Origin of the sequence: Rhodococcus sp. TAF43 (assembly GCF_052113525.1) — a bacterium.
In the GTDB taxonomy this organism is placed as follows: domain Bacteria; phylum Actinomycetota; class Actinomycetes; order Mycobacteriales; family Mycobacteriaceae; genus Prescottella.
This window is the reverse complement of record NZ_JBFRDL010000005.1, coordinates 57,486-83,702: the sequence shown is the minus strand read 5'-3', so window position 1 is coordinate 83,702 and position 26,217 is coordinate 57,486. Positions and strand designations below refer to the sequence as shown.

The following is a 26,217-nucleotide window of genomic DNA, read 5'->3' as shown; positions in this document are numbered from 1 at the left end:
ATTCCTTTCACAAACTTCCAGCACAGTTGTCGATCCGTGCTTCCAACACGGTGTTCTGTCTGCTGCGATCCTACGGAGGCACCGCGTGTTATCGCCAAACGCATGCCGGATTGCTGGAAAGCTGTAACGACCAGCACAGGTGTTTCGGACAGGGAGCCAGCGCAATGACCTTCAACGACGATGTCCGCATCAACGCGGGGCGCGTCTCCGTCGGTGGAGGCGGAGGCGGCGGGCGCGGCGGCAAGTTCGTCCTCGGCGGCGGCGCCGGAGGCCTGATCGTGCTGGTCCTGGCGCTCCTGCTCGGCGGCGATCCGGGCTCGATCCTCGGCGGTCTGAGCGGGGCGACAGGAACACCCCTGGACTCCGGCACCAGCGCGGTCAGCGGCGCGGCCCTCGACGACTGCGAATTCGGCACCGACGCGAACCGCGACATCGGCTGCCGCATGGCGGGTACCGCGGAGAGCCTCGATGCCGTGTGGGGCGCCCAGCTGCCCGCGCAGACGGGGGTGGAGTACGTCGCGCCGAAGGTGCGGCTCTTCTCCGGCTCCATCAACACCGGATGCGGATACGCCACGAGTGACGTGGGCCCCTTCTACTGTCCCGCCGATTCCACCGCCTACTTCGACACAAGCTTCTTCCAACTCCTCGTCGACCAGTTCGGCGCCAATGCCGGTCCGCTGGCGCAGGAGTACGTGGTGGCCCACGAGTTCGGCCACCACATCCAGAACCAGCTCGGTGACATCGGACGGGCGCAGCAGGATCCACGTGGTGCAACCTCGCAGGCCGTGCGCACCGAACTGCAGGCCGACTGCTACGCCGGCATCTGGGCGCACTACGCATCCACCCAGCCAGGCCCGAACAGCTCCCAGCCGTTCCTGAAGCCGCTCACCGAGAACGACATCCGCGACGCGTTGTCGGCGGCGTCGGCGGTGGGCGACGACCGGATCCAGCGGTCCGCGGGCGCCAGTGTGAACCCCGAGGGCTGGACCCACGGGGCGTCGGACCAGCGTCAGGCCTGGTTCCTGGCCGGCTACAACACCGGGAAGGTGAGCGCGTGCGACACCTACTCGGCGCGCAGCCTGGACAATCCCCCGGCACTGCGCTGAGAGCCTGCCGCATAGCCTGTCTTCGACACTCGCAGTAGATCGTTCGAAGGAGGCCGCCGTGGCGACCGTGCACCGCGAACGCGCGCTCAGCGCACCCGACGAGGTCGCGTTGCGCGACGGCCGCGCCGAGTTGTCGTGGGCGGACGTCGAATCGGTCGTGAACCGGGTCGCGAACGCGCTCCGCGAGGTGGTCGTCGGCCCCGATCGCCGGGTTGCGGTGTTCGCCCGCAACTCGGCCGAGACCATCCTGGCCCACGTCGGCATCATCTACGCGGGCAGCTCACCGGTGCCGGCGAGCTATCACCTGACGGCCCGGGAGTTGACCTACATCCTCGAGGACTCGAAGGCCGACGCCCTGTTCGTCGGTCCCGAGACGGCCGCGATCGGTGCGGCGGCGGCCCGCGCGGCGGGGTTACCGCTGGTCGTGGGCTGGCGGGTGCCCGGCGAGGCCGTCGTCGACTGGGACGAGTGGCTCGCAGCGGCGTCGGATGCCGCTCCCCCGACCGAGGTCCCGGCGATGCCGTTCCTGAGTTACACGTCGGGCACCACCGGACGGCCCAAGGGCGTCAACAGCCTGGCCGGGAGCCCCGATCCGGGTGCGACCGTCGACGACTACGTCCGCTCGATGGGCACGCTGCCGCTGGCGCAGTGGCCCGGACATCTCGTCGTCGGCCCGCTGCACCACACCGGCCCCCTCGCCGGTGTCCGACTGGTCGCGTCCGGCAGGCCGGTCACGGTCCTCGAAAAGTTCGACGCCGAAACCGTGCTCGCGACGGTCCAGCGGCATCGCATCGCGACAACGCTGATGGTGCCCACGCATTTCCACCGTCTCCTGTCGTTGCCCGCCGCAGTCCGCGCCCGGTACGACGTGAGCTCGCTGCGGCTCGTCACCCACACCGGCGCACCGTGCCCGCAGGACGTGAAGCGCGCCATGATCGACTGGTTCGGGCCGGTGCTGTTCGACTCGTACGGTGGCAGCGAATCCGGGCCGCTGTGCGGGATCTCCAGCGCCGACTGGCTGGTGCGGCCGGGCAGCGTCGGGCGGGTGCGACCACCGTTCGTGCGGGCGGTGGCCGTGGACGACGACGGCCGCGAACTGCCCGCCGGAGCCGAGGGACGGCTCGCGTTCGAGGAACGGGACGGGCGATCAGTGGCCTATCTCAACTCGGCCGACAAGACGGCCGAGGCCCTGATCCGACCGGGACTGTTCACCCTGGGCGACGTCGGGTACGTCGACGACGAGGGCTTCATCTTCGTCACCGATCGCGAGACCGACATGATCATCTCCGGCGGCGTCAACGTCTACCCGGCCGAGATCGAGCAGGTCCTCATGGCGCATCCGGAGGTCGCGGACGTCGCGGTCATCGGGGTTCCGGACACCGACATGGGCGAGTCGGTGTGGGCACTGGTCGTGCCGCGGGACGTCGACCACCGGCCCGACCCTGATGCGCTCCTCGCCCACTGCCGAAACCGGCTGGCGGGCTACAAGATTCCCCGGACGATCGAGTTCCGAGAGTCGCTGGGACGCAGCAACATGGGCAAACTCACCAAGCGCCTCCTGCGGGCGCCGTACTGGACGTCCGCGAACTCCCGGTGACGGCCCCGCCCCGGCAACCGTGGACATCTACCCCGTCGGTTGGTATAGATTAATCATCTAACCAATTAAACCGTCGATCCGACACCGCTCGCGACGACGGCGACCGAGGAGGTCGGGCCATGGCCGAGGCATACGTAGTCGATGCGGTTCGCACCGCGGTGGGCCGCCGGAACGGCGGCCTGTCCTGCGTCCATCCGATCGACCTGGGCGCGAGCGTGATCCGGTCGATCGTGGACCGGACCGGCATCGATCCGACGGCCGTCGACGACGTGATCTTCGGCTGCGTCGACGCGATCGGCGGCCAGGCAGGCAACATCGCGCGCACCTCCGCGTTGGCTGCCGGCCTGCCCGAGACGGTCCCGGGAGTCACCGTCGACCGCCAGTGCGGCTCCAGCCAGCAGGCGCTGCATTTCGCGGCGCAGGCAATCATGAGCGGCACAGCCGATCTGGTCGTGGCGGGCGGCGTGCAGAACATGAGCCGGATCCCGATCTCCTCGGCAATGACCGTCGGACTGCAGTTCGGCTTCGAGGATCCGCATTCGGGCTCGATCGGATGGGAGCGCCGCTACGGCGCGGAGGAGATCTCCCAGTTCCGGGGCGCGGAACTGATCGCCGAGAAGTGGGATATCAGCCGCGAGCAGATGGAGCACTGGGCCCTGCGCAGTCACGCGCGGGCGAACGACGCGATCAGCGCGGGACGGTTCGACACCGAGATCGTCCCGGTCGGCACGTTCGCGGTCGACGAATGCCCCCGTGACACGAGCCTCGAAGCCATGGCGGCACTTCCGACGCTGCGCGAGGGCGGACGGCTCACCGCCGCGCTGGCGAGCCAGATCTCGGACGGCGCCAGCGCCGTACTGGTCGCGTCCGAGGCGGCCGTCGAGGCGCACAACCTCGTCCCCCGCGCCCGGATCCATCACGTCAGCGCCCGCGGCGCCGACCCGGTCTTCATGCTCAGCGCGCCGATTCCGGCCACGGAGTACGCGCTGCGCAGGACCGGGATGCGCATCGACGACTTCGACGTGATCGAGATCAACGAGGCGTTCGCATCGGTGGTGTTGTCGTGGGTGTCCGAGACCGGAGCGGATCCGGAGCGCGTCAATGTCAACGGCGGTGGAATTGCGCTCGGTCATCCCCTCGGGGCCACCGGAACCAAGCTGTTCACCACGCTCCTGAGCGAACTCGAACGCCGCGGCGGACGGTACGGCCTGCAGACCATGTGCGAGGGCGGCGGCACCGCAAACGTGTTGATCGTCGAGCGACTGGGCTGACCGCAGCACTCAGAAGAGGGTCAGTGCGGGCGCCGCGCCGGCCCCCACCAACTCGCGGCGGTCCGGCGCGGGCACGGCACGATGCTCGGAACGCCCGCCGAGACCGTACTTCTCGACCATCGGTTCCACCCGCGCCCGGAGCCATGCCTTGTACTCGGGGGTGACGTAGGCACCGCGTCCGTAGAGCTGCCGATACCGCCGGACGAGGGCGGGATGCTCGGACGCGAGCCAGTTCAGGAACCAGCCACGGGTGCTGCCCCGTAGATGCATCGGGAAGATCGTCACGCCGGCCGCGCCGGCCTCGGCGATGGCCGACAGCAGCCCGTCCAGGTGCGCCGTCGAGTCGGTCAGATACGGGATTACCGGGGCCACCATGACGTTGCACGGCAGCCCGGCATCGGTGACCGCGCGGATGAGGTCGAGCCGCGCCCGCGGCGACGGTGTCCCCGGCTCGACGGCCTTCTGCAACTCCGGGTCGTGGATCGCGAGCGACACCCCCACGCCGACCGACACGCGCTCGGCCGCCTGCCGCAGCAGCGGCAGATCCCGGCGCAGCAGCGTGCCCTTGGTCAGAATCGAGAAGGGCGTGCGCGATTCGGTGAGCGCGCCGATGATGCCCGGCATCAACCGGTAGCGCCCCTCAGCGCGCTGGTACGGGTCGGTGTTGGTGCCGAGCGCGACGTGCTCCCGCTTCCACGATCGACGCGACAGCTCTCGCCGGAGCACGGCGGCGATGTTCATCTTCACCACGACCTGCGAGTCGAAGTCGTGCCCCGAATCGAGGTCCAGATACTCATGGGTCGGACGGGCGAAGCAGTAGCGGCACGCGTGACTGCATCCACGAAAGGCGTTGACGGTGAAGTCGAACGGCAGCGACGCACCCTCCGGCACCTTGTTGAGCGCGCTCTTGCAGAGCACCTCGTGAAAGGTGATTCCCTCGAACTCCGGCGTCTGAATACTCCGCACCAGGCCTGCACGCTCGAGACCTGGAAGTGCGCCGTCGTCCGCGTCGAGCGTCTGGCCCTGCCACCTCATGAACCCAGTCGAACATGTGTACTAAACCATGTCAACCAATTCTTCGAAGAAATGTTCGAGACATCCGGACGGAGGTCAGGCCACATGCCCGAAACATTGGACTGCCAGAATCTCCGACCATGACCAGAAAGAACATCTCCTCCGGCTCCGAATGGGAGCCCAAGATCGGCTACTCCCGCGCAGTGCGGATCGGGAACCAGATCGCGGTGTCCGGCACCACCTCCCCCGGCGCGACGCTCGAGGAGCAGACGCGCGGTGCCCTCGCGACCATCGCGGCGTCGTTGACCGAGGCCGGCGCGTCGCTGAACGACGTCATCCGCACCCGCATGTACCTGCGCGACATGTCGAAGTGGGAGGACGCCGCCCTCGCCCACGGTGAGGTCTTCGGCGAGATCCGCCCCGCCACCACGATTCTCGAGGTGAGCGCGCTCATCGATTCCGACCTGCTGATCGAGATCGAGGCCGACGCCGTCGTCACCGACTGAGCGCACGGCGAAGCCGTCTCGGGCCGCACCGTCGAGGTCTCCTCGGCGGTGCGGCCCGAACCGTCCGACGACCCGGTCATGTCCCGGTCATGTCCCGGTCGCGTCAGAACATGCGTCAGAACATGAGGACGCCGCGCATCGCCAGCCAGGCGATGGGGTCGGTCTTGATTCCGCCGGGCAGGTCGACCTCGAAGTGCAGGTGCGGGCCGGTGGAGTTTCCACGGTTGCCGACGTTGGCGATGCGCTGGCCCGCGGACACGCGCTGACCGACCGAGACGAGGTTGGCGTCGTTGTGGCCGTACGTGGTGATGGTGCCGTCGTTGTGCCGGACCCGGACCCACAGACCGAAGCCCGACGCCGGACCGGCGTTGATGACGGTGCCGTCGGCCACCGCGTAGATCGGCGCCCCCATGTTGGCAGCGATGTCGATGCCCAGGTGCCCGCCGCCGAAACGGGTGGTGATCGGACCGGACGCCGGCTTGACGACGCCGCCGAGACCACCCAGGCTGCCGAAGGGCAGTCCCGAACTGGAGCCGAGGTCGAAGCTCTGGAGCGCTCCTGCAACGTTGTTCAACGTGGAGGCTGCATCGTTCAGAAACCGCGCCACGTCAGCCGATCCCGGTAAGGGTGGAAGCGCGGGTTGCGCCGATGCGGTCGATGCGGAACCGATAACGAGGGCCGTCGTCAGCCCTGCACCTGCTAACGCACCTGCAACCAACCGCCGGAATCCCAACCGCAACTTCGCGCTTCCCATGCGTGCACCCTTCTCGAAGGTCGAATCAGATCCGAATCGGATCGGTGGAACCACAAGAAAATGAGCCCGTTCGATCACGGGTGGAACAGGATCCGACGTCCCCGGGAATCAGTCGTCGAGCCGTACGGAGACGCGGCATCGACATCATCTGCGCGGGTCCGCCTTTCGTTGGGGATGGCGCAACCCCGCGCACCAGTCCTGTCGGTTTCCTTGTGTGCGGTGACGGTAGCAATGACTGAGCGATCCGGCGACCGATTCGTTTCAGTTCCTCCGGCATCCGACACGCACACGCGAATTCGGCTACCGTATTCGCGCTGCTCGAGCGCGTGCGCCCGGCCGGCACGCGGCGCCGACCCCGAATCGCGCCGAAAACGGAAGCCGGACGCGACCGTTCGCGGATCCGGACGCGGCGCACTGCGGTGCAATCGGCGGGCTAGATTCCCATCGACCGAGCGATCGTCGGCCAGTTGTTGTGCAGGTCGTCCTGCCAGTAGCCCCACGAATGGGTGCCGCCCGGCTTGAAGTCGAACGTCGCCGGGATGTTCAACTGGGCGAGACGGTTCGCCAGATTGTGAGTGCAGTAGTTGGTGGCCGCCTCGAGCACCCCGCCGACGATGACCTGGTTCGCGAGCGTCCCCACCTGCCCGTTGATACCGGGCCCGTTCAACGTCTCGTGCGGGCCGGGCAGCCCGGAACCGGTGGTGATGTAGAGCTCGGTGCCCCGGAGCTTCTCGGCGTTGACGACAGGATCGTTGTCCACCCAGCCGGGCCCGTCGAGGGGACCCCACATGTTGGTGACGTCGACACCGCCGCGCACGCCGGACACGATCTGGATGGCGTTCTTGCCTGCCCAGGTGCTGGTCTCGGCGCAGCCGCTGTAGGAGCCGACGCTCTTGTAGAAGCCGGGCTTGGCGATCGCGTAGTTGAGTACCGAGGTCGCCGTCATGGAGATTGCGGCGATGGACTGCACCCGGTTGGTGTCGAAGGCCTCGTCGATGACCGGCGGGAGTTCCTGCGTCATGAAGGTCTGCCACTTCTGGCGACCGAGCGTCGGGTCGTCCTTCACCCAGTCGGTGTAGTAGCTGAACGCACCCTCGAGCGGGGTGACGACGTTGACGTTCTTGTCCCGGAAGAAGTTCATGACATCGGTCTTGCGCTGCCAGGTGGCCGAGTCCTCGCCGCCGCCTGCGCCGTTGAGGAGGTAGAGCGTCGGGCGCGGCTGGCTGGTGTCCGCGGGAAGGATGACCTCGAGCGGGATCTTGCGGTCCATCGCAGCCGAGTACACCGAGATGGTGACCTTGCGGTCGGAGTTCTTCGTGGTGCTCACCAGGTAGGGAGCCGAAACGTCCGACGCGGCGGCGGCTCTCGTACCGGAAGCGTCACCACCGGCGGACGCCGTCGCCGGCACCGCGAGCAGTGAAGCGGACACGGCCACCGCGGCGGCCAGGACGCGGGCGCACCCGAGTGTCGAACTCCCCATGCGAATTTCCTCCCCTGAGAACCTGCAGACGCCGCGTGCCGCTGGACGTACGCACGGACGGCGATCGATCCGGATGCCGGGCCGCTCCCCCTGGACACGGCATCGGTGGTGGACCATACCGATGGAAAGGCCCCGAGTGTCCGGATCGGAGATGTCGGCTCGAGATTCACCCGCGGTTTCACCATGTGATCCGGGAAGGACCAGGGGCGTGTAACGCCGCCGCTCCCCGAATCGAGAAACACACCAACTACGACTGTTGTGGGGGTCGGATGAAGTCTTCAGGGTTTGTCGCCGCTGGGGTACTCGCAATCGGACTGAGTAGCGTTCTCGCTCCGGCAGCAGCGGCTCAGGATTTCGGCAGCTTCGGGCAGTATCAGCCCTGCAGCAATCAGTTCCGACTCCCGTGGGAGCCGGACACCCCCACCAAGAATGTCGTACTCAGCCCCTTCGGCACTGCCGACATGCACTGCGCGTCATGGCACGGCGTCACCGAGATCTATCAGATCGACCCCTGGGGCAACAAACACCGCATCAACCGCGCGCAGATCGTCGTGCCGCTGCCGTTCTTCGTCTGGAATCCCGCAACGTTCTGACGATCGCCGTGGCCTGGTTGATCCAGAGACCTCGCAGCTCAACGCTTCCCCTGCCTTCCCCTGCCTTCCCGACACCGACCAGAACGGGAAATCTCGGATGCTCAATACAGCAGGACCGGGGTAGCTTGACGTCCGTGAACGGACGAGTGATCATCCTGACCGGCCCACCCGGAGCCGGCAAGTCGACACTCGCCGCGAAGGTTGCCCGCAGTTACAGCAAGGGCGTTCATCTGCACACGGACGATTTCTGGCACTACATCGTTACGGGTGCCATACCTCCGTACGACCCCGCGTCGGATGCACAGAACCAGACGGTGATGGATGTGATCGCAGGTGCCGCCTACACCTATGCGCTCGGCGGCTTCGCCACGGTGATCGACGGAATCGTGGGGCCCTGGATGCTCGGGCACTTCCGAACCCACGCAGCGCAGCACCCGGACCTGGCGGTCCACTACGTCGTGCTCCGACCGCAGCGCGACATCACGCTGAAGCGAGCCCAAGCCCGGACCGCTCCGAACGCCTTGATCGACGAGGGACCGATCCTCACGATGTGGGATCAATTCTCCGACCTCGGCGAGCTCGGTGGCCACGTCCTCGACACGTCGGAAGAAGCGGAAGAGCGCAGTGTCCGGCGGGTGACAGAGGCAGTCGGTGATGGTCGTTTCCGACTGTTTACGAGTTTAGTTGCTGGATTCGCAGAAGAATGTCGTCGGACGCCACGAGCGAGGTGACCGATCGCGGCCTACGGCCGGTCGATCCCGTCGATGATCGACTGGACCACCGCGCCGTAGCGTCGGACGAGCTCGTCGCTGTCGAGTGCGTCCACCGGCAGCAGGCCGACCGTGCGCAGTCCCGTCGCGAGCCCGAGGAGCACCGAGACCACCATCTGGGTGGGCAGTCGATCCTCGGAGGTGTCGCCGATCTTCGACGAGATGGCGCCGATGTAGCGTTCCCGCGCCTCGGCCTGGGCGGCGTCGCGATCGGGCGCCTCGTGGATGAGCAACGGCATCATCACCCACGGCTCGGACGCGTCGGCGTCGCGCCGTTCGACGATGTTGCGCACCAGCCGAAGACCCACCGACTCGTCCTCGCACACGTGCGGATCATCCGCGGCAGACGGCAGCGACGGCGCTGCAGCCGAGTACAGCTCGGCCTTGCTCCCCAACAGCTTCATCACCATCGCGGGCGAGCACCCGGCACGTTCGGCGACGTCCTTGATCGTGGTGGCCGTGTAGCCGCGGTCGGCGAACAGGGCACGCGCCGCGTCGATGATGTTCTCTCGCGTGGACTTTCCGCTCACGTGGCCAACCCTAGTCACGACGCTGTCTCCACCCGCGCCTCGGCGGAGGCCTCCACAACCGTGGACACCGGCACCTTCCGTGCCGTCCGCGGGATGAACCACGCGACGACGGCTGCGAGGATCGCCATGCCACAGGCGACGGCGAACACCGTCTGGAAGGCGGCGAGCGTGGGCAGTTGGACCCCGGCGACGTCGAGCGTCATCGCGGTCAGGAGGGCGGTGACCACCGCACTCGAGGTCGAGGTTCCGATCGAGCGGAGCAGCGAGTTCAGGCCGTTGGAGGCGGCGGTCTCCGAGATCGGCACGGCCTGCATGATGAGGATCGGCATCGCCGAGTACGTGATCGCCGTACCGATGTTGACCATCATCGAGCCCAGGATGATCAGCTCGATCGAACCGTTGAACAGGACCCGGACCACGTACGCGACGGCGAGGATCAGCGCGCCGGTGATGAGCGTGATCCGGGCGCCGAATCGCGTGGTGATCTTCGCGGACAGCGGCGAGAAGACCACCATCGCCAGACCTGCCGGCACCATGCACAGTCCGGCGGTGAACACGCTGAGCCCGAAGCCGTAGCCGGTACCCTCCGGCATCTGCAACTGCTGGGTGGTCGAGAGCATGTTCGCGAACATCGCGAACCCGACGATCATCGATGCCAGGTTGGTGAGCAGGACCGGGCGCCGCGCCGAGGTCCGCAGGTTGACCATCGGATCCTTCACCCGCAACTGGTACGGCATCCAGATCGCGAGCACCACCACGGCGAGCACGAAGCAGCCGATCGTTCGGCTGCTGCCCCAGCCCCACGACCCGCCCTTGGAAATGCCCAGCAGGAGCGATGCCAGCGCGACCGACAGGATGAGTGCGCCCGGGAAGTCGAACCGTCCCGGCGTCCGCACCTTCGATTCGGGAACCACCAGCACCACGGCCACGAACAGCAGCGCCCCGGCCGCGGCGGAGATCCAGAAGATCGCATGCCACCCGAGGTTCGCGTAGATGACGCCCGCCAGCGGGAGTCCTAGTGCGCTGCCCAGGCCCAGCGTCGCGCTCATCAGCGCGGTCGCGGCCGGGACCTTCTCACGGGGCAGTTCGTCGCGCATGATCCCGATGCCCACCGCGATCAGGGACGACGCGAAGCCCTGCAGACCGCGTCCGATCAGCACCGCGACGAACGTGCCACCGAGCGCGGCGACCAGCGAACCGCAGACCATCATCCCCATCGCGACCAGCATCATGCGGCGCTTGCCGACCATGTCCGCCAGGCGCGAGACGATCGGGGTGGCCACGGCCGCGGTGAGCAGAGTGATCGTGACCAGCCAGAACGCGTCGTCGGCGCTCACTCCGAGGATGTCTCGGAGATCCGGTAGCAGCGGGACGACGAGGGTCTGCTGCAGCGACACGATCGTTCCGCACATGCACAGGACCGCGGTGATGAGCGCGCTGGAACGGCGGGTCGGGGACGGGGGCTGCGAGAGCGGCGCGGTCGCGGGTCGTGCTGACAATGGATCATCTCCGAGCTGCAGTGGCACAGTAAAGGCGGTGAATGGGCGTTCACCCCCGAGTGAACACCCATTCACCACCCCGCGGCAAATCGCCTCCCACTCCCAGGGACGTCAACTGGGCGGTTCATCCGCGCGCGAACTCGCCGGCTTCCGCCCACCGTCGCCGCTCGTCGCCGAACGCCACCGCTTGCCGTGCCCGGAATGCCTCGATCGAGTCGGAGTTGGTGTCGAGGAACGCCTCGTGTTCGACCAGCGAGAAACTGCCGTCGCCGATCTCGATGCCGCCGCCGCGTCCCGCCGCGAGATCGGCCCGCAGGTCCAGCAACTCCTCGGGTTCGACCGGATACCAGGAGATCCGGTCGAAGAACCGGAGCAGCCACGGCGTCCCGTCCTCGAACGGACCCGACCGTTGCGGATGCCGGTGGTTCCACACCTGGGTGGTGCGGCCGACGAACTGGTAGCCCCCCGGGCCCTCCATGCCGTAGATGCACAGGTAGGCGCCGCCGATGCCCACCGCGTTCTCCGGGGTCCAGGTGCGCGCCGGGTTGTACTTGGTGGTCACCAACCGGTGCCGCGGATCCAGTGGCGTCGCGACCGGGGCGCCGAGGTAGACGTCGCCGAGGCCCAGGACCATGTAGTCCGCGCCGAAGACGGTGTCGAAAACGTCGTTCACCGACTCGAGCCCGTTCATCCGGCGGATGAACTCGATGTTCCACGGGCACCACGGCGCGTCGGACCGGACGCCGTGCATGTACCGCGCGATCGCCTCCCGGGTGGCCGGGTCGTCCCACGACAGCGGCATCCGCACCGTCCGACTCGGCACCACCAGCTCGTTCGCGGCCGGGATCGCGTCCTCGGCCGCGGAGAGCAGGCCGAGCAGCGTCGACACCGGCAGGACGTCGGGGTCGACACGGACCTGGAGCGACCGGATGCCGGGCGTCAGGTCCAGCAGTCCGGCGGTCGAATCCGCGGCGAGGTGCTGGTGCAGCGCGTGCACGCGGGACCGCAGCGCCAGGTCGAGGGTCATGTCGCCATACTCGACGAGGACGTTGTCGTCGCCGGAGCGCCGGTACGTGACCGCGGTGTCGCCGTCGCGGCGGGCGATCACACCGTCGTCGCCGTCGCCGCCGGCCGAGAGCACCGCCGGTAGCGATGCCCGGCGGCCCAGGCCCAGCTCACGCCGCGACGCCGCATGCTCGGCCCGCACCGGCGCGAACCGCACCGTGTTGCCCGGTGCGAGCTGCCCCAGCTTCCACCGGTCCGCGGCGACGACCGTGACCGGGCAGACGAAGCCGCCCAGGCTGGGTCCGTCCGGGCCGAGCAGAATCGGGGTGTCCCCGGTGAAGTCCAGCGCGCCGACCGAGTACGCGTTGTCGTGGATGTTCGACGGGTGCAGTCCGGCCTCCCCGCCGTCCGGCCGGGCCCAGTCGGGCTGTGGGCCGATCAGTCGCACGCCGGTGCGGTCGGAGTTGAAGTGCACCTCGTAGTCGGTCCGGTACAGGGTCTCGATGTCGGCGCGGGTGAAGAACTCGGGCGCCCCGTGCGGCCCCTCCGTCACGGCGATCTCCCAGTGCCGAGACAGCGCCGGCACCGCTTCGGCGGGAACGGGATTCGGCCGCGCCTCGGGTGTCTCGCCCAGCGCCAGGGTGTCGCCCTCGCGCAGCGTGCGGCCCTCGTGTCCACCGAACCGGCCCAGTGTGAACGTCGCCGCGCTGCCGAGGAACTCGGGGACGTCGAGCCCGCCCGCGACGAGCACGTAGATGCGCAGTCCCGGCCCGGAGACGGCACCGACGTCCAGCACTCCCCCGGCCGGCACCGCGACGGGGCGCCACTGCGGGACCATCACTCCGTCGACGGTCACCCGGGTGGGCGCACCGGTCACGCACACCTGAGTGGGCTCGTCGAAACGCAGCGCGGGGCCCGCCATGACCGCCTCGAATCCCGCGACCCCCTCCGGGTTTCCGAGGGCGACGTTGCCGAGACGGAACGACAGGTCGTCCATCGGACCCGACGGCGGCACCCCGATCTGCCAGTAGCCGGTGCGGCCCGGGTAGTCCTGGACGGTGGTGCCCATACCCGGACGGAGCACTGTGCACTTCGCGGTCACGACCGCACCTCCGCGAATCCGGAGGGTCGGGTGACGATCATCCGGACCGCGGTGGGATCGAACCCGTTGCAGGGGTTGTTGATCTGCGGGCAGTTCGAGACCAGCACCAGCGCGTCGACGTCGGCTCGCAGTGCGAGCCGCTTGCCCGGCGCGGACAGCCCGTCGACGATGCCGAGCGCGCCGTCCGGATCCACCGGCACGTTCATGAAGAAGTTGATGTTCGAGACCAGGTCCCGCTTGCCGAGTCCCCAGCGCGCGCCCTCGCTCAGGAAGTTCTCGACGCACGCGTGCTGATGGCGGGTGTGGTGGCCGTATCGCAGGGTGTTCGACTCCTGCGAGCACGCGCCGCCGACGGTGTCGTGATTGCCCACCTCGTCGGCCACGATCGTCATGAGCGCGCCGCCGTCGCCGGCCCGCAGCACGCTGCCCGTGGTGAGGAACAGGTTGCGCTGCGCGACGACGGTCGCCGCGGCCGAGTACCTGCGGGAGTGCTCGTCGGCGGCGTAGACGAGGGTGTCGACGGCCTGGTTGCCGTGCAGGTCGACGATCGTGAGCACGTCGCCGGCCGCGATCACGGCCGACCACGGGCCGCGGGCCGCGACCGTCTCGTCGAGGACCACCTCGCCGGATACGAGGGCCAGGGTGTGGGCGGCGGGCAGCATGGTGGTCATCACGCGTCCTTTCCGGGGTGCAGCGCGGTCCAGGCGTCCTCGGTGTTGAGAACGGCCCGGCGGTACTCGGGGTCGTCGGTGGGGAGGGTGTCGAGGTCGTCGGGGGCGGACCACGCGAGAACCTCGAGGGCGGTGGTGGAGAACTCGGGGTCGGGATCGAGCGGGTGCGCCGCGTCGGCGATCAGCACGATCAGCGGAAGATGCAGCAGCAGTTCCACGTACGCTCCGGCGCCGGCGGTGCCGATGCTCGTCAGCGCGCCGTCGGTTTCGACGCGGACGCCGTGGAAGAACGACAGCGCCGGCGGCAGGTCCCGGGGTTCCAGTCCGTGCTTCGCGGCGGCGAGGGTCAGCAGCTCCCGGCCCGCGGGCGACGGCGAGTGCACCGACCCGGACCCGTACTTCGCGGTGTTCCCGGCACGGCTGGTGGTACCGCACAGCGCATCGTGCCGACCGGAGGTGTCCGCGACCACGGTGGCCAGCACCCGGCCCGCGTCGGAGAGCAGCGGGTGCCCGACGCCGAGGTAGGCCTGCCACGGCACCTTGACCGTGTCGGCGACGTTGAGCCGCTCCCACGGGCCGTCGGCCCGGTACAGCAGGACGTTGGCGCAGGCCGCTCCGTCGATGTCGCGCAGCCGGATCCGGGTTCCGCGAGCGAGCACCTTGGAGGTGTAGCGTCCGCCCGGCACCGTCTCGGCCCACGTGAGGCGCTCGGCGGGGATACCGGCGGGTGGGGTCGGCCAGGCGGAGGCCGGGAGAATGGGCATCGAATCGGTGATGGTGCCGGCCTGGGCGCGGGCGTGCGCCCTGGCTCCGTTCGTGGTGGAGGTCGACAGCTCGGCGGGGCTGGTGGTGGTCACTTCAGGCTCCAATCGTGACGGGGTTCGGGACGGCCTTGCTGCGCGGATAGCAGAGCGCTCCGACGAGCACCACTGCCACCACGGTGATCGGCGCGGACCACTGGAGGATCGGGAATTCCCCTGTGGGGTTGAAGATTTCGGCGCGAGGCCAGGACAGATTGACGACCATCAGCAGCCCATAGGCGACGGCTGCGATGTTCACCGGGATCGCGAACACACCGAGCGAGAACAACTTTCGCCCGTCCGCGTCGACCTGTGCGCCGCCGTTGGGCCACCCCTTCAGCCGGCGGACCAGAAGCGGAACGGTCACCATCAGGTAGGCGAGATAGATCAGCACGATGCACACGCTCGACAGCGTCGTGAAGATCGCCGAGTTACCGACGTTCACGGCGAGGACCACGATGCATGCCAGACCGATCAGCACAGACGGCGCGATCGGGGTACCGGTCCTGCCGTTGACCTTCGACAGCGCGCCGCTGGCGGGCAACCGGCCGTCGCGTGCCATCGAGAACATCAGCCGGGAGGCAGCGGTCTGGATGGCGAGCGTGCACACGAACACCGCGATCGCGACGTCCACCAGGAGCAGGGTTCCCCACGGCGAGCTCAGGATCGACGTCAGCACGTACGGCAGACCCTCGGCGGCCAGGCGGCCGTCGGTGAGACTCGGCGCCGCCATCAGTGCACCCACGATCATGAGGCCACCGCCGAGTGCGGACACCGACAGCGCCAACCGGATGGTGCGCGGGGCGACGCGACGAGGGTTCCGCGTTTCCTCCGCGAGTTCACCGGCCGACCCGAAACCGACCATGACGTACGCCGCCATCAGGCCCGAGACGATCCACGCCCAGATGTACCCGGGCTGGGTGCCGGCGGCACCCGTGTCGAACACGACCTCGGGCCCACGCTCGGCGTGGGTGAACAGCATGCCCACCACCGCGACGACACCGACGATCTCGCAGGTCACTCCGATGTTGTTGATGCGGGACATCCAGTTCACACCGACGCAGTTGATGGTGGTCGTCAGCACCAGCAGGATCGACCCGAGCAGGACGGCGTTCGTGGCACCGCTCGGCGACGTGAGCGCCGAATCCTCGCCGATCACCTGGAAGCCTCTCCAGACGGACGGCAGCACCACCTGCAGCGCGATCGCGGCCGCGGACGCGGTGACGATCTGCGCGAGGATCATGAACCAGCCGGCGAACCACCCGACGATCTCGCCGCCCATCCGACGCGACCACTGATAGACCGCTCCCGAGATCGGGTAGCGCGCCGCGAGTTCCGCGAAGCACAGCGCGACCATGAACTGGCCGAGGAACACCACGGGCCACGTCCAGAAGAAGGCCGGACCGGCGAATCCGAAACCGAGACCGAACAATTGGAAGATCGTGGTGAGGATCGAGACGAAGGAGAAGCCCGCCGCGAAGGACGCGAACTTCCCGAGGGATCGGTGCAACTGCTGCTCGTAGCCGAACTCGGCCAGGTCGCCCCGGTCGTTCGACGCTGTCGGCGCGGTACTCGTCATGAACTCTCCTGCAGAGGACGGAAGCGTCACCTCTCCCGGGCCGCCCCGGGTACCGGTTTCTGTCACTCGACAGTTTTCCGAGCCAAATGACGCGGTCAATGTCGCCGACGTTGCAAACGTGAGTCCAGGTGGACGTCTTCGGTTGCAGTCCCGTGTCATCGGTTACCTGCGGATGACCAACCACTCACACGCGCAGGTCACGGGCGCGGCGACCCGGGCGCGGGGGTACCACTGCCAGGATGGACATCGTGGACGAACAGGTGAACCGGCGTCCGTCGGTGGCGACCAGCCCGGCGATCCGGCCGGTGGGCGAGCTGTTGCGGGGACGCGCACCGTTGTGTCCGGCGACGGCGACCGTCCGCGACGCCGCCGTTCTCATGACAACTACGCGCCGGCGATGCGTTCTCGTGCCACTGGCCGACGGATCCCACGGCATCGTGACCGAAGGCGACCTCACGCGGCGGGTCGTCGCCGCGGGCCTCGGCCCGAACACGCCCGTCACCGCCGCGATGACCAGCCCGGTACACACGTGTCCCGCCGACCGACTGGGCGCCGACGCCCTGCGCGACATGCTCGAATGCGGGGTTCGCACGATGCCGGTGCTCTCGACACGGGGCGAGGTGCTCGGCATCGTCGAGGACGCCGATCTCCTCGCCGGCGCAGCGCGCGGCGGCTTCCTGCTGCGCGGCGCCGTGGCGCGCACCGCCGACACCGATCAGCTCATCGCCACCGCAAGGCAGATCCCCGCCCTGGTCCTGGACCTGCATCGAGCGCGGGTGGCACCGACCGACGTCAGCGCAATCCTGTCGGTGATCGTCGACGCGACCGTGGCACGAGCACTCGATCTGGTGGCCGCGCGCGCCGCGCCGGACCTCACCTGGCTGAGCCTGGGCAGTGTCGCTCGGCGCGAGGCGCTACCGAACTCCGATCTCGACACCGCGGTCGTCGTCGGAGCCGACATCGAGACCGACACCGTCACCGCGCTCGCCGCTCGGGTTCACGATCTCCTGGACTCGTGTGGGCTTCGCGCGGACGCCAAGGGCGCGACCGCCGACCGCACCCGGTTCTCCCGATCGCACCAGCGCTGGCTCGGTGCGGTGGAGGGGTGGATCGCCGACCCGTTCACCGATCGCGGTCTGGTGATGCTGTCGATGCTCGCGGACAGCCGGGAGACCTGGGGAGATGGGCGTCCCCACCTCGCCGAGTGGGTGGCGACTCGACTGCGCACCGCCCCCGCCGCGACGAGGCTGCTGCTGCGCCAGGCCGTGGACGAACCCGCGCGCCTGCACCCGCTGCGCCGCCTCCTGACCCGCCGCACGGGGAACATCGATCTCAAGGCCGATGCGGCGATGCCCGTCGTGAACATCGCGCGATGGGCCGGGATCTGCGCCGGCGTCAGCGACCGCTCGACGACCGAACGCCTGCGGGCGGCGGCCGGCACCGGACTCTTGCTCGACGACGATGCCCGCGTACTGTCCGAGTCGTTCGAGGTCGTGCAACAGATCCGGCTCCGACACCAGTGCGAGCTCCTCGAGCAGGGCCACGCCGTCACCGACGAGATCGCGGCCGGGTCGCTCACTCCGCTGTTCCGGAGCCTCTTGTCCGAGGCGGTCCGCGAGATCGCCGGCGTGCAGCGACGGCTGTCGTATGCGGGCCCACCCGCCGACTGACCGCGCTTCGCGAATCGCACTGCGTCGCTTTCCTGTAAGGATGGATCCATGACGACAACTGGTGCCGGCCGGCCGAGACTGTCGACGCGCAAACGGCCCGGCGCGACCGCACGCGAGGAGATCCTCGACGCGGCGGCGGAACTGTTCACCACCCGCGGCTTCACGGGAACGTCCACGCGGATGATCGCCGACGCCGTCGGGATCCGGCAGGCGTCGATGTACCACCATTTCGCCACCAAGGACGACATCCTCGCCGCCCTCCTGCTCGGGACCGTCGCGGCTCCGGTGGAGTGCGCCGAACAGCTGCGCCGGGACTGTGACGATCCCGTCGTGGGCATGTACGCCCTCGCGCTCTTCGATGCCGGGCAGCTCGTCGCGTCCCGCTGGAATCTGGGCGCCCTGTACCTACTGCCCGAGGTGACGACGGAGCGGTTCGCCGAGTTCCGCGGACTGCGGGCGGACCTCATGGCGCGGTACGCGGCGTTCGCGCACGACGCCCGCGACGCGATCGCCGGCCCTGACTGCGGTTCCGTCCCCCTCGAACTGCCGTTCCGGCTCGTCGAGGCGACCATCAGCTCACGTTCGGACGCCGCGGTGCACGACACCACGTCGCCGCTCACCCCCGACGCGGTCGCCGACGCGGCCCTACGGGCCCTGGGCTGGACTGGTCCGACGGACGAGATCGCGAGACGGGCAACGGCCCTCCTCGACCGAATACCCGAAAGCTGACTGCCGAGAGTTGTCCACAGCCCGGCCCCGACGCTGCGCGCACGCCCCACCGCCTCCGCTACAGTGTCACCGGAATCACTGACTGGGGGGTCGACATGGACGGATTCACGGCTGCGCCGGACGAGATTCGCGCGTACGGGGACATAGCGGCGGAGACTGCCGCGAACATCGGAGCGGCCGGCGCGTTCGACGCCGCCGCCAACGTCGTGGCACTGGCGCCGGTGTTCGGTGTCATCGGCGCCGACTTCCTCGCGACATTTGCCACGACGCAGGTGACGCACGCGAGATCGGTTGCGGCCCTGGCGAACGTGTACGCGGGCACGAGTTCGCTCGCGCACACCATCGCGGCGGCCTACGACGGCGCGGACCGGTCCACCGGTGCCGCACTCGGCGCCGCACGAGATGCTCTGGGGGAGAACGCATGACGGCCTCGGATTCGACGGCATCGGGGAGCGATCAGCCGACGGTGCTGGATCTGTTGCAGGCGTCACCGGTCGCACCGGTGCTCGACATGCCGGTCCCCCGCACCCCGATGGAGGCGCTCGCCGCGTCGCCGCTCGGGCCGCTGCTGGACACACCGTTCACCGACATCGCGGCGGGCGCCCTGCCGCCGCTCCCACCACTGCCTGCACTACCGCCGCTTCCCGTGCTGCCGCCGTTGCCGGGTCTGGATCAACTGCTGCAACCGATCTCCGAGCTCGCCGGCGCGTTCGGCACCGGAACGGTCGGCGGTTTCGATCCGACGGCGTTGCTGCAGCAGTCGTCGTCGATCATCGACACCGCACTGTCCATGGGGCTGTCCGGACTGAAGACCCTCGATCAGGCGTGGGACGGTCGGGCCGCGCTCGCCGCCCAGTCCCAGGGACAGCATGCCCAGCTCGCCGGCGAGCAGCTCAGCCGACGCGGAAACGAGATCGCCACGGTCACGCAGGAAGCCGCGGGCTCAGTGGCTCGCGGCAACGCGAAACTCGTTGCCGTCGCCGAATCGTTCGTCGCGACCGCCGTTGCTGCCGGGCCGGTGGCTCTCACCCCGCCGGGACAGACCATGCTCATCGCGGCCGCTGCCGATCATCTCCAGCGCGCGTTGACCGTGATCGCCGAAACCCGCGCCGAACTCGCCGGGCACCAGTCGGCGATGGCAGCACTGGGGGCCGAGATCCCGGTTCCGCCGGCGCCCGCTCCCGCAGCCGGTCTCACGCCCGGGGGCGGGCCGTCGCCGATCGCGGTCGCGAGTTCACTTCTCGAATCGGTCGGAAAACCCCTCGTCGGGACGCTCACCGGACAGTTCGGGGATTCCGTCGCGGCGCCCACCCTGGCCGCGGGCATCACCGGGGGCGCCGGGGACTTCGCGGCCACCACGACCGCAGCGCCGACAACCCCCGCCGGCGGCGGTGTCGGAGGTGGCGGTGGCTCAGGCGGTTCCGCCACGTCCGGCTTCCTCGGAAGCATCGGAAGCGGCAGCGCTGCGGCCGCCGGTTCGGCGGGGCGCGGGCCGGCTGCCGCACAGGTGCAGGCCGGCACTCCCGCCGCCGGACCTGCGAATCCGACCGCACCGGCCCTGGGCGCCGCCGCGTCGGGAACGGGCAGCGGCTTCGCGCCCGGCGGAATGGGCTCCGGGGCTCGCAGCGGCTACGACGACACCGTGGATCGCAGCACACCGAGCTACCTCGTCGATGCGGCGCGGAGCAACGACGTTGTCGGCGACCTGCCGATGGTGGCCCCGGCGGTCATCGGCGGCGTCGACCCCGGCGAGCTGGGGGCCGACGAGTTCGACCCGCGCTGAGCGCCGTTCGTGCGCTCGGCCCGTCGTCAGATCAGGCCGAGCGCGCGGACCGCGTCCCGTTCCTGCTCGAGTTCCGCGACGGACCGGGCGATCCGTCCGCGCGAGAAGTCGTCGATCTCCAGGTCCGGAACGATGGTGAACTCACCGTCCGCGCAAGTCACCGGGAACGAGCTGATCAAACCCTCCGGGACGCCGTACGAGCCGTCCGAGCACACCGCCATCGAGACCCAGTCTCCGTCGGCGGTTCCGCGGACCCAGTCCCGGACATGATCGATCGCCGCGCTCGCGGCGCTCGCCGCCGACGACGACCCACGGGCCTGGATGATGGCAGTCCCCCGCTGCTGCACGGTGGGAACGAAGTCGTCCTCGATCCAGGCAGGATCCGAGACCGCATCGTCCGCAGGCTTGTTGCCCACGAAAGCGTGGAACAGGTCCGGGTACTGAGTTGCCGAGTGGTTACCCCAGATGGTCATCCGACGAATGCTGGCGGCCGGCTCACCGGTCTTGTGCGCGAGTTGCGCGATGGCCCGGTTGTGGTCGAGCCGGGTCAGGGCCGAGAACCGGTTTCGCGGCACGCGGGGAGCATTGTTCATAGCGATCAGCGCGTTGGTGTTCGCCGGATTGCCCACGACCAGCACCTTGACGTCGTCCGATGCGCGGGCCTCGATCGCCCGGCCCTGCGCGGTGAAGATCGCGCCGTTCGCCGACAGCAGGTCCGCGCGTTCCATGCCCTTCGTGCGGGGACGCGCCCCGACCAGCATCGCGATGTCGGACCCGTCGAAGCCGACGAGTGGATCGTCGGTGATCTCGATTCCGTCGAGCAGCGGAAACGCACCGTCCTCGAGTTCCATCGCGACACCCTCCGCGGATCTGACCGCAGCGGGAATCTCCAGCAATCTCAAGCGAATCGGGGTCTCGGGACCGAGCATGTCGCCGGCCGCGATCCGGAAGAGCAAACCGTACGCGATCTGCCCGGAGGCCCCGGTGACCGTGACAGTGGCTGGTGCGTTACCGACAGGTGCAGTGCTCATGCCGCCTCCTCGCGTCGTCATCGACACTTCCCACCGTAGCCACGAATCCGGCAGCGGGAGAAGGAGATCGGTCACACCACACGTCGATCGACGATTGTGGAACGGCTCACACCTGGACGAGCTTGGCGAGGTCGCTGCGGTGGCTCAGCGCCAGCTTCTCGCACGCCCGGTAGATGTGGCCCTCGACGGTGCGCACCGACAGCACCAGTCGGCTGGCGATGTCCTTGTTCGACAGTCCGCGACCGACCAGAACCGCGATCTCCCGTTCACGATCGGTCAGCGGCAGCGGGCGGGCCGCCTTCGCCAGGGCGGGCGTGGTCGCCCCGTCACACCGCGACGACAACCAGTGCGCCTTCGCCGCCGCCGACAGTTCACCCCGGCGGTCGCTCGACCGCGAGTACGCGGTGGCGGCCTGCGCGTACATGTCCGCCGCCGCGATCAGGGCGCCGACGCGCTCGAACTCGGCGGCGAGCCGGTCGAGTGCGGGTCCGTCCGCCTTCGCCAGCGCGCGTGCTCGCTCGGCCGCCACCTTCGCGAACGGCCCGTCCACGACCGACCCGAGCTCGACGAGCCGCTGGACGGTGGAGTAGTCGCCGAACGTGGTCGCGACGTCGAGCGCGAGCGCCTCCACCGCGAACTGGCCGGACTGCGCAGCCCGGTCCGCACCGCGGCGCGCCGCATGGACCGCGGCGGACACCTCCCCCGCCGCCCCCGCCACCCACGCCCGGGCGATGTCGATGAGCGGGTCGAAGAAGGCCAGTTCGGGGCCGGAATGGCGTTCCGCGATCGCGAGAGCGGCGGTGGCGTCGTCGGGCTTCCCCTGCGCGGCCCGCACCTCGCACAGGCTCACGGCCGCGAGCAGCATCCATTCCGATCGCGTCTCGCGGTCGAGCACCGCGAGGGCCTCCGTCAGGTGCTCGGCGGCATCGTTGAGCCTGCCGCTCGTCAGTTCCACGACGCCGGACGCCACGTCGGCCAGGGCGGCGCTGTTCGGCTGTCCGGCGGCCAGGTCGCGGTACCGGGCGGCCGTCTGCTGTGCCGCCGACAACCGGCCGACGAGCGTGAGTGCCTGGACCTCGAAGTAACCGATGTGGAATCGCAGCAGGCCGTCGCCGTGCGAGATCGCTTCCCACGCGGACGAGGCCAGCGCGCCCACCTCGAAGCCGCGGCCCGACACGGTCAGCGCCGCGACACCCGCGAACACCGCGCTGGCACGCGCCCACGGGTGGGCCTCCGGCGCCGCCCCCACCTGCCGGGCCAGTGCGATCGCCTCCGCGGGCCGACGGTCGTACAGGTGCAGGACCGCGTCCAGTGCCACCACCGACACCGCGAGCATGGGGTCGGTGATCCGGCCCCGTTCGCGCTCGAACAGCGCGACCGCCTCCTGCGGGCGACCGGCCTCCAGATACAGGCTCGCGACGCGGGTCAGGAGCCAACGGGCGACGTCGTACTCGCTCAACGCGTCCGGGTCGACGGCCGCGAACACCTTCTCGGCCTCGTCGCCCCGGCCCTGCCACATCAGGGCCCGACCCAGCGCGAACGACGCGTCGAAGCCGGCTCCGCGCCGGACGGCGGCACCCGCGAGGCGCGCACCGAGATCGAGGCTGGCCATCGCGATCGCGTCCTCCGCACCGCGCACCAGCAGATCCGGATCCGGGTCCATTCCGGACTCCATCGCCAGCTCGGCGATGCGCATCGAGGTCACCACGCCCGGATCGGGTGACGCGCGCAGCACCTCGACGAGTCGCCGCTTGATACGCTGCGCGGCGAGCACACCGGCACGATCGCGGATCACCTCACCGAAGAGCGGATGTGCCAGGCGCACGACGTGCGCGTTTCCCACGTCCCGGATGCGCACCAGATCCAGCCGCTCGGCCTCTTCGATCGACCGCCGGCTCACCAGTTCGCTGAGTACCTCGAGCTCGAGTGGCTCGCAGAAGGCGAGGTAGTCGACCACGTCGAGGGCGTCGCGCGGTGTCCGCGCGAAGCGCGACTCGAGCAGCGACGCGAGGGCCGCGGACACCCCGGGGCGACCCCGCAACTGCCACACACCCCCCGATTTGCGGAGTGTGCCGCCGTCGAGCGCGCCCTCCACGAGGTGCCGCAGGAACAGCGGATTGCCCTCCGACGCCTCCCAGATCTCGTCCGCGCTGAACCGCTCGACCGGAGCGCCGAGAACCGCGTGCAGTTCCTCGTCCATCTCCTGCCGCGTGAACGGCGGGACCACGAACGGGGTGAGCAGGCCGTCCTTCCACAGCGCCTCGATCGCCCCCGGCACGGGAGCACCGCTGCGGACGGTGACGACCAGCCGGGCATCGCGGCCGACCGCCAACTGGTGGACCAGTCCCGCCGAGAACTCGTCGAGCAGGTGCGCGTCGTCCACCCCGATGATCCCCACCCAGCCGTCGGGAGCCGAGCCGTCCTCGGCGAGCAGGTCGCGCACCGCGCGCAGCGCGACGACGGGGTCGCGCGACGTGGTGCGGGCCAGGTGCGGCGCGAACGCCCCGAGGGGAATGGACTGGGTGGACTCGGTGCCGACGATCCATCGGGCGTCACCGGTGAGCGAACCCACCAACTCCCGCGCCATCGTGGTCTTGCCGACCCCGGCGGTACCGACCAGCACCACTCCGCACGACGTGCCGTTGCGGAGCAGTTCCTCTGCGTCCTCGAAGACAGCCTTGCGATCGAGGACGGGCCAGAGTCCGACCATGCTTCGAACGATAATCCTGTCCGGCGGCGCAGCGAAGCGAACGGCCGAACCCGCAACCAGGGAGTTACCGCCCGGTCAGTCCGTCTCGGCGCACGGACGTCAGATCGACAGGGTCGCGACTTCCTGGTCGGTGAGCACGGTCTGCGGGACCCGGCCCGCATCGCGGACCAGTACGACCGCTCGGTACAGCGGGCGCTCCTCCAGACCGGCACCCCGGGCCTCCGCTCGCAACTGCTCGATGAGCAGCGATGCCGCGGCGGCCGCGGGTGCCAGTTCGCTCGCGGAGAGGGCGTCGGCGAGCTTGCGCAACCCGAGCACCTCGAGTTCGCGCCCGCCGTCCGCGGTGTAGAGCGCGAGCGGCACGGTCTGCGCAGCCCGGCCGTCCCCGATCCGTACCGCGACCTGACTGATCCGCCCGGCCCGGACGACGAACTCGACACTGACCGCCTTGCCCACCTCGATCCGACGGTGCCGGAGTCCGTTCGATGCGTGGATCACGGTGCCGTCCAACCACATTCGGCGCCGGGTTGCCAGCAGCGCCGACAGCGCGGTCGGCAGGCCGATCACCGCGCCGACGGCGACGGCGACCAGCGGGTCGGCGAAGAACGCCACCACGGCGCCCACCACGATCCCGATCACGATCGAGACGACGGCGATCCGGCGCATGCGGGGCGCCAACATCGACGCCGGGATGAGGTCGAGGGAGAACTGCTCCCCACCCGCGCCGTCAGGCGTCGGCAAGAATCGAACCGATCTGCGCGACAATATCTTCCAACGGGACCGAGGTCTGTTCGCCGGTGCCCAGGTTCTTGACGCCGATCGTGTCGGCCGCGAGGTCCTCGTCGCCGAGCACGAGCGCGAACCGTGCACCCGAACGGTCCGCCGCCTTCATCGAGCCCTTGATCCCGCGATCGCCGTACACCATGTCGACGCGGATGCCGGCCGCCCGCAGGTCCCGCGCGATCGTGACCATCCGCGCCTTCGCCGCGTCACCGATCGGCACGCCGAACACCTCGCAGCGCGCGGGGTTGCCGGCGGACTTGCCCTCCGCCGCGAGCGCCAGGATGGTGCGGTCCACACCGAGGCCGAAGCCGATACCGGACAACGGCTGACCGCCGAGCTGCTCCATGAGGCCGTCGTAGCGACCACCGCCGCCGATGCCGGACTGTGCACCGAGACCGTCGTGGACGAACTCGAACGTGGTCTTGGTGTAGTAGTCGAGGCCGCGCACCATGCGCGGATTCACGACGTAGGGCACACCGAGCGCGTCGAGGTGTGCGAGGACCTGATCGAAGTGCGACTTCGCACTCTCCGAGAGGTGATCGAGCATGAGCGGGGCGTCCGCCGTCATCTCGCGGACCTCCTTGCGCTTGTCGTCGAGCACGCGCAGCGGGTTGATTCGGGCTCGTGCCTGCGTTTCTTCGTCCAGCGGCAGCGCGAACAGGAACTCCTGCAACCGCTCCCGATACTGCGGGCGGCACGTCTCGTCACCGAGCGAGGTGATCTCGAGCCGGAAACCGTCGAGTCCGAGGGACCGGAAACCGGCGTCGGCGATCGCGATGACCTCGGCGTCGAGCGCCGGATCGTCCACGCCGATCGCCTCGACGCCCACCTGCTGCAGCTGACGGTAGCGGCCCGCCTGGGGGCGCTCGTAGCGGAAGAACGGGCCGGCGTAGCTGAGCTTGACCGGGAGTTGGCCGCGGTCGAGGCCGTGCTCGATCACGGCGCGCATCACACCGGCGGTGCCCTCGGGCCGGAGCGTCACCGAACGATCGCCGCGGTCGGCGAACGTGTACATCTCCTTCGACACGACGTCGGTGGACTCACCGACGCCGCGGGCGAACAGACCCGTGTCCTCGAAGATCGGCAACTCGATGTGTCCGTAGCCGGCCAACCTCGCCGCGCGGGTCAGCCCGTCGCGCACGGCGACGAACTCCGCGGACTGCGGCGGGACATAGTCGGGAATGCCCTTGGGGGCCGAGAAGGTGCTGGACTTACTCACGGTGCTTACTTTTCC

Annotated in this window: 22 protein-coding genes and 1 pseudogene; 10 read left to right on the top strand and 13 right to left on the bottom strand. The window is 69.2% G+C overall.

Annotated elements, in window-relative coordinates:
* Positions 1 to 164: 164 nt before the first annotated feature.
* The 3 genes from ypfJ to AB4Z09_RS05460 all read left to right on the top strand — a co-directional run bounded on the left by ypfJ (position 165) and on the right by AB4Z09_RS05460 (position 3,974).
* Positions 165 to 1,106, top strand: coding sequence for a KPN_02809 family neutral zinc metallopeptidase (gene ypfJ / locus AB4Z09_RS05470; RefSeq protein ID WP_442239320.1), 942 nt, complete (start codon positions 165 to 167; stop codon positions 1,104 to 1,106).
* 58 nt (positions 1,107 to 1,164) lie between these two features.
* Positions 1,165 to 2,703, top strand: coding sequence for an AMP-binding protein (locus AB4Z09_RS05465; RefSeq protein ID WP_442239319.1), 1,539 nt, complete (start codon positions 1,165 to 1,167; stop codon positions 2,701 to 2,703).
* 119 nt (positions 2,704 to 2,822) lie between these two features.
* Entirely contained in the window at positions 2,823 to 3,974 is a 1,152-nt protein-coding gene (locus tag AB4Z09_RS05460; protein WP_442239318.1) for an acetyl-CoA C-acetyltransferase, read from the top strand.
* 9 nt (positions 3,975 to 3,983) lie between these two features.
* Here AB4Z09_RS05460 and AB4Z09_RS05455 read toward each other — a convergent pair whose 3' ends face one another.
* Positions 3,984 to 5,009, bottom strand: coding sequence for an Rv2578c family radical SAM protein (locus tag AB4Z09_RS05455; RefSeq protein WP_114722650.1), 1,026 nt, complete (start codon positions 5,007 to 5,009; stop codon positions 3,984 to 3,986).
* A 119-nt stretch (positions 5,010 to 5,128) separates the two neighbouring features.
* Between AB4Z09_RS05455 and AB4Z09_RS05450 the strand changes: the two genes are divergently transcribed.
* Positions 5,129 to 5,494 (top strand): RidA family protein, encoded by a 366-nt coding sequence (locus tag AB4Z09_RS05450; RefSeq protein ID WP_174909900.1) that lies wholly within the window; start codon positions 5,129 to 5,131, stop codon positions 5,492 to 5,494.
* A 115-nt stretch (positions 5,495 to 5,609) separates the two neighbouring features.
* Here AB4Z09_RS05450 and AB4Z09_RS05445 read toward each other — a convergent pair.
* Both AB4Z09_RS05445 and AB4Z09_RS05440 read right to left on the bottom strand, forming a co-directional pair.
* Positions 5,610 to 6,017 (bottom strand): annotated as a pseudogene (locus tag AB4Z09_RS05445) (M23 family metallopeptidase); the annotation flags it as partial.
* A 664-nt stretch (positions 6,018 to 6,681) separates the two neighbouring features.
* Complete coding sequence (locus AB4Z09_RS05440; RefSeq protein WP_174909896.1) at positions 6,682 to 7,728, bottom strand: alpha/beta hydrolase; 1,047 nt, start codon at positions 7,726 to 7,728, stop codon at positions 6,682 to 6,684.
* A gap of 269 nt (positions 7,729 to 7,997) precedes the next feature.
* Here AB4Z09_RS05440 and AB4Z09_RS05435 point away from each other — a divergent pair, with 269 nt between their 5' ends.
* Complete coding sequence (locus AB4Z09_RS05435; RefSeq protein ID WP_114722647.1) at positions 7,998 to 8,321, top strand: hypothetical protein; 324 nt, start codon at positions 7,998 to 8,000, stop codon at positions 8,319 to 8,321.
* 134 nt (positions 8,322 to 8,455) lie between these two features.
* Positions 8,456 to 9,052, top strand: a complete 597-nt coding sequence (locus AB4Z09_RS05430) for an AAA family ATPase (RefSeq protein WP_442239317.1) — start codon at positions 8,456 to 8,458, stop codon at positions 9,050 to 9,052.
* A gap of 11 nt (positions 9,053 to 9,063) precedes the next feature.
* Here AB4Z09_RS05430 and AB4Z09_RS05425 read toward each other — a convergent pair whose 3' ends face one another.
* From AB4Z09_RS05425 to AB4Z09_RS05400, 6 genes are all read right to left on the bottom strand, one after another.
* Positions 9,064 to 9,621: a TetR/AcrR family transcriptional regulator gene (locus tag AB4Z09_RS05425; protein WP_442239316.1), complete on the bottom strand. Its 558-nt coding sequence runs from the start codon at positions 9,619 to 9,621 to the stop codon at positions 9,064 to 9,066.
* A gap of 14 nt (positions 9,622 to 9,635) precedes the next feature.
* Positions 9,636 to 11,120: an MFS transporter gene (locus AB4Z09_RS05420; protein ID WP_254622911.1), complete on the bottom strand. Its 1,485-nt coding sequence runs from the start codon at positions 11,118 to 11,120 to the stop codon at positions 9,636 to 9,638.
* A gap of 124 nt (positions 11,121 to 11,244) precedes the next feature.
* Complete coding sequence (locus AB4Z09_RS05415) at positions 11,245 to 13,227, bottom strand: 5-oxoprolinase/urea amidolyase family protein (RefSeq protein WP_442239315.1); 1,983 nt, start codon at positions 13,225 to 13,227, stop codon at positions 11,245 to 11,247.
* The gene (locus AB4Z09_RS05410) at positions 13,224 to 13,889 is read right to left on the bottom strand and encodes an urea amidolyase associated protein UAAP2 (protein ID WP_441346819.1); all 666 of its coding nucleotides are present in this window, start codon (positions 13,887 to 13,889) and stop codon (positions 13,224 to 13,226) included. The genes AB4Z09_RS05415 and AB4Z09_RS05410 overlap by 4 nt, the downstream gene beginning before the upstream one ends.
* A gap of 8 nt (positions 13,890 to 13,897) precedes the next feature.
* Positions 13,898 to 14,731 carry an urea amidolyase associated protein UAAP1 gene (locus tag AB4Z09_RS05405; RefSeq protein ID WP_442239338.1) on the bottom strand — a complete coding sequence of 278 codons (834 nt, stop codon included), beginning with the start codon at positions 14,729 to 14,731 and terminating at the stop codon, positions 13,898 to 13,900.
* 25 nt (positions 14,732 to 14,756) lie between these two features.
* Positions 14,757 to 16,277 (bottom strand): amino acid permease, encoded by a 1,521-nt coding sequence (locus AB4Z09_RS05400; protein WP_442239314.1) that lies wholly within the window; start codon positions 16,275 to 16,277, stop codon positions 14,757 to 14,759.
* 248 nt (positions 16,278 to 16,525) lie between these two features.
* On the opposite strand from AB4Z09_RS05400, the gene AB4Z09_RS05395 reads away from it, so the two are divergent.
* The 4 genes from AB4Z09_RS05395 to AB4Z09_RS05380 all read left to right on the top strand — a co-directional run bounded on the left by AB4Z09_RS05395 (position 16,526) and on the right by AB4Z09_RS05380 (position 20,459).
* Positions 16,526 to 17,947 carry a putative nucleotidyltransferase substrate binding domain-containing protein gene (locus tag AB4Z09_RS05395; RefSeq protein WP_442239313.1) on the top strand — a complete coding sequence of 474 codons (1,422 nt, stop codon included), beginning with the start codon at positions 16,526 to 16,528 and terminating at the stop codon, positions 17,945 to 17,947.
* 48 nt (positions 17,948 to 17,995) lie between these two features.
* On the top strand, positions 17,996 to 18,676 hold the full coding sequence (locus AB4Z09_RS05390; protein WP_442239312.1) for a TetR/AcrR family transcriptional regulator: 681 nt from the start codon (positions 17,996 to 17,998) through the stop codon (positions 18,674 to 18,676).
* Between the two features lie 95 nt (positions 18,677 to 18,771).
* Entirely contained in the window at positions 18,772 to 19,101 is a 330-nt protein-coding gene (locus AB4Z09_RS05385) for a type VII secretion target (RefSeq protein WP_442239311.1), read from the top strand.
* A complete protein-coding gene (locus AB4Z09_RS05380) occupies positions 19,098 to 20,459 on the top strand; it encodes a hypothetical protein (RefSeq protein WP_442239310.1) in 1,362 nt (453 codons plus the stop codon). Before AB4Z09_RS05385 ends, AB4Z09_RS05380 begins: the two co-directional genes overlap by 4 nt.
* A gap of 26 nt (positions 20,460 to 20,485) precedes the next feature.
* On the opposite strand, the gene AB4Z09_RS05375 is transcribed toward AB4Z09_RS05380, so the two are convergent.
* The 4 genes from AB4Z09_RS05375 to hisS form a co-directional block, all read right to left on the bottom strand.
* Positions 20,486 to 21,490: a malate dehydrogenase gene (locus tag AB4Z09_RS05375; protein ID WP_442239309.1), complete on the bottom strand. Its 1,005-nt coding sequence runs from the start codon at positions 21,488 to 21,490 to the stop codon at positions 20,486 to 20,488.
* A 106-nt stretch (positions 21,491 to 21,596) separates the two neighbouring features.
* Positions 21,597 to 24,200, bottom strand: a complete 2,604-nt coding sequence (locus tag AB4Z09_RS05370) for a helix-turn-helix transcriptional regulator (protein ID WP_174909878.1) — start codon at positions 24,198 to 24,200, stop codon at positions 21,597 to 21,599.
* Positions 24,201 to 24,299: 99 nt separating this feature from the next.
* Positions 24,300 to 24,881, bottom strand: a complete 582-nt coding sequence (locus AB4Z09_RS05365; RefSeq protein WP_174914655.1) for a hypothetical protein — start codon at positions 24,879 to 24,881, stop codon at positions 24,300 to 24,302.
* Positions 24,882 to 24,927: 46 nt separating this feature from the next.
* The gene (gene hisS / locus AB4Z09_RS05360) at positions 24,928 to 26,202 is read right to left on the bottom strand and encodes a histidine--tRNA ligase (RefSeq protein ID WP_174909876.1); all 1,275 of its coding nucleotides are present in this window, start codon (positions 26,200 to 26,202) and stop codon (positions 24,928 to 24,930) included.
* Between the last annotated feature and the right edge of the window lie 15 nt (positions 26,203 to 26,217).

Coding starts and splice junctions, on each gene's coding strand:
- ypfJ (WP_442239320.1), top strand. CDS start 165: ATGACCTTCAACGACGATGTCCGCATCAACGCGGGGCGCGTCTCCGTC.
- AB4Z09_RS05460 (WP_442239318.1), top strand. CDS start 2,823: ATGGCCGAGGCATACGTAGTCGATGCGGTTCGCACCGCGGTGGGCCGC.
- AB4Z09_RS05455 (WP_114722650.1), bottom strand. CDS start 5,009: ATGAGGTGGCAGGGCCAGACGCTCGACGCGGACGACGGCGCACTTCCA.
- AB4Z09_RS05450 (WP_174909900.1), top strand. CDS start 5,129: ATGACCAGAAAGAACATCTCCTCCGGCTCCGAATGGGAGCCCAAGATC.
- AB4Z09_RS05440 (WP_174909896.1), bottom strand. CDS start 7,728: ATGGGGAGTTCGACACTCGGGTGCGCCCGCGTCCTGGCCGCCGCGGTG.
- AB4Z09_RS05435 (WP_114722647.1), top strand. CDS start 7,998: ATGAAGTCTTCAGGGTTTGTCGCCGCTGGGGTACTCGCAATCGGACTG.
- AB4Z09_RS05410 (WP_441346819.1), bottom strand. CDS start 13,889: ATGCTGCCCGCCGCCCACACCCTGGCCCTCGTATCCGGCGAGGTGGTC.
- AB4Z09_RS05400 (WP_442239314.1), bottom strand. CDS start 16,277: ATGACGAGTACCGCGCCGACAGCGTCGAACGACCGGGGCGACCTGGCC.
- AB4Z09_RS05390 (WP_442239312.1), top strand. CDS start 17,996: ATGACGACAACTGGTGCCGGCCGGCCGAGACTGTCGACGCGCAAACGG.
- AB4Z09_RS05385 (WP_442239311.1), top strand. CDS start 18,772: ATGGACGGATTCACGGCTGCGCCGGACGAGATTCGCGCGTACGGGGAC.
- AB4Z09_RS05380 (WP_442239310.1), top strand. CDS start 19,098: ATGACGGCCTCGGATTCGACGGCATCGGGGAGCGATCAGCCGACGGTG.
- AB4Z09_RS05375 (WP_442239309.1), bottom strand. CDS start 21,490: ATGAGCACTGCACCTGTCGGTAACGCACCAGCCACTGTCACGGTCACC.
- AB4Z09_RS05370 (WP_174909878.1), bottom strand. CDS start 24,200: ATGGTCGGACTCTGGCCCGTCCTCGATCGCAAGGCTGTCTTCGAGGAC.
- AB4Z09_RS05365 (WP_174914655.1), bottom strand. CDS start 24,881: ATGTTGGCGCCCCGCATGCGCCGGATCGCCGTCGTCTCGATCGTGATC.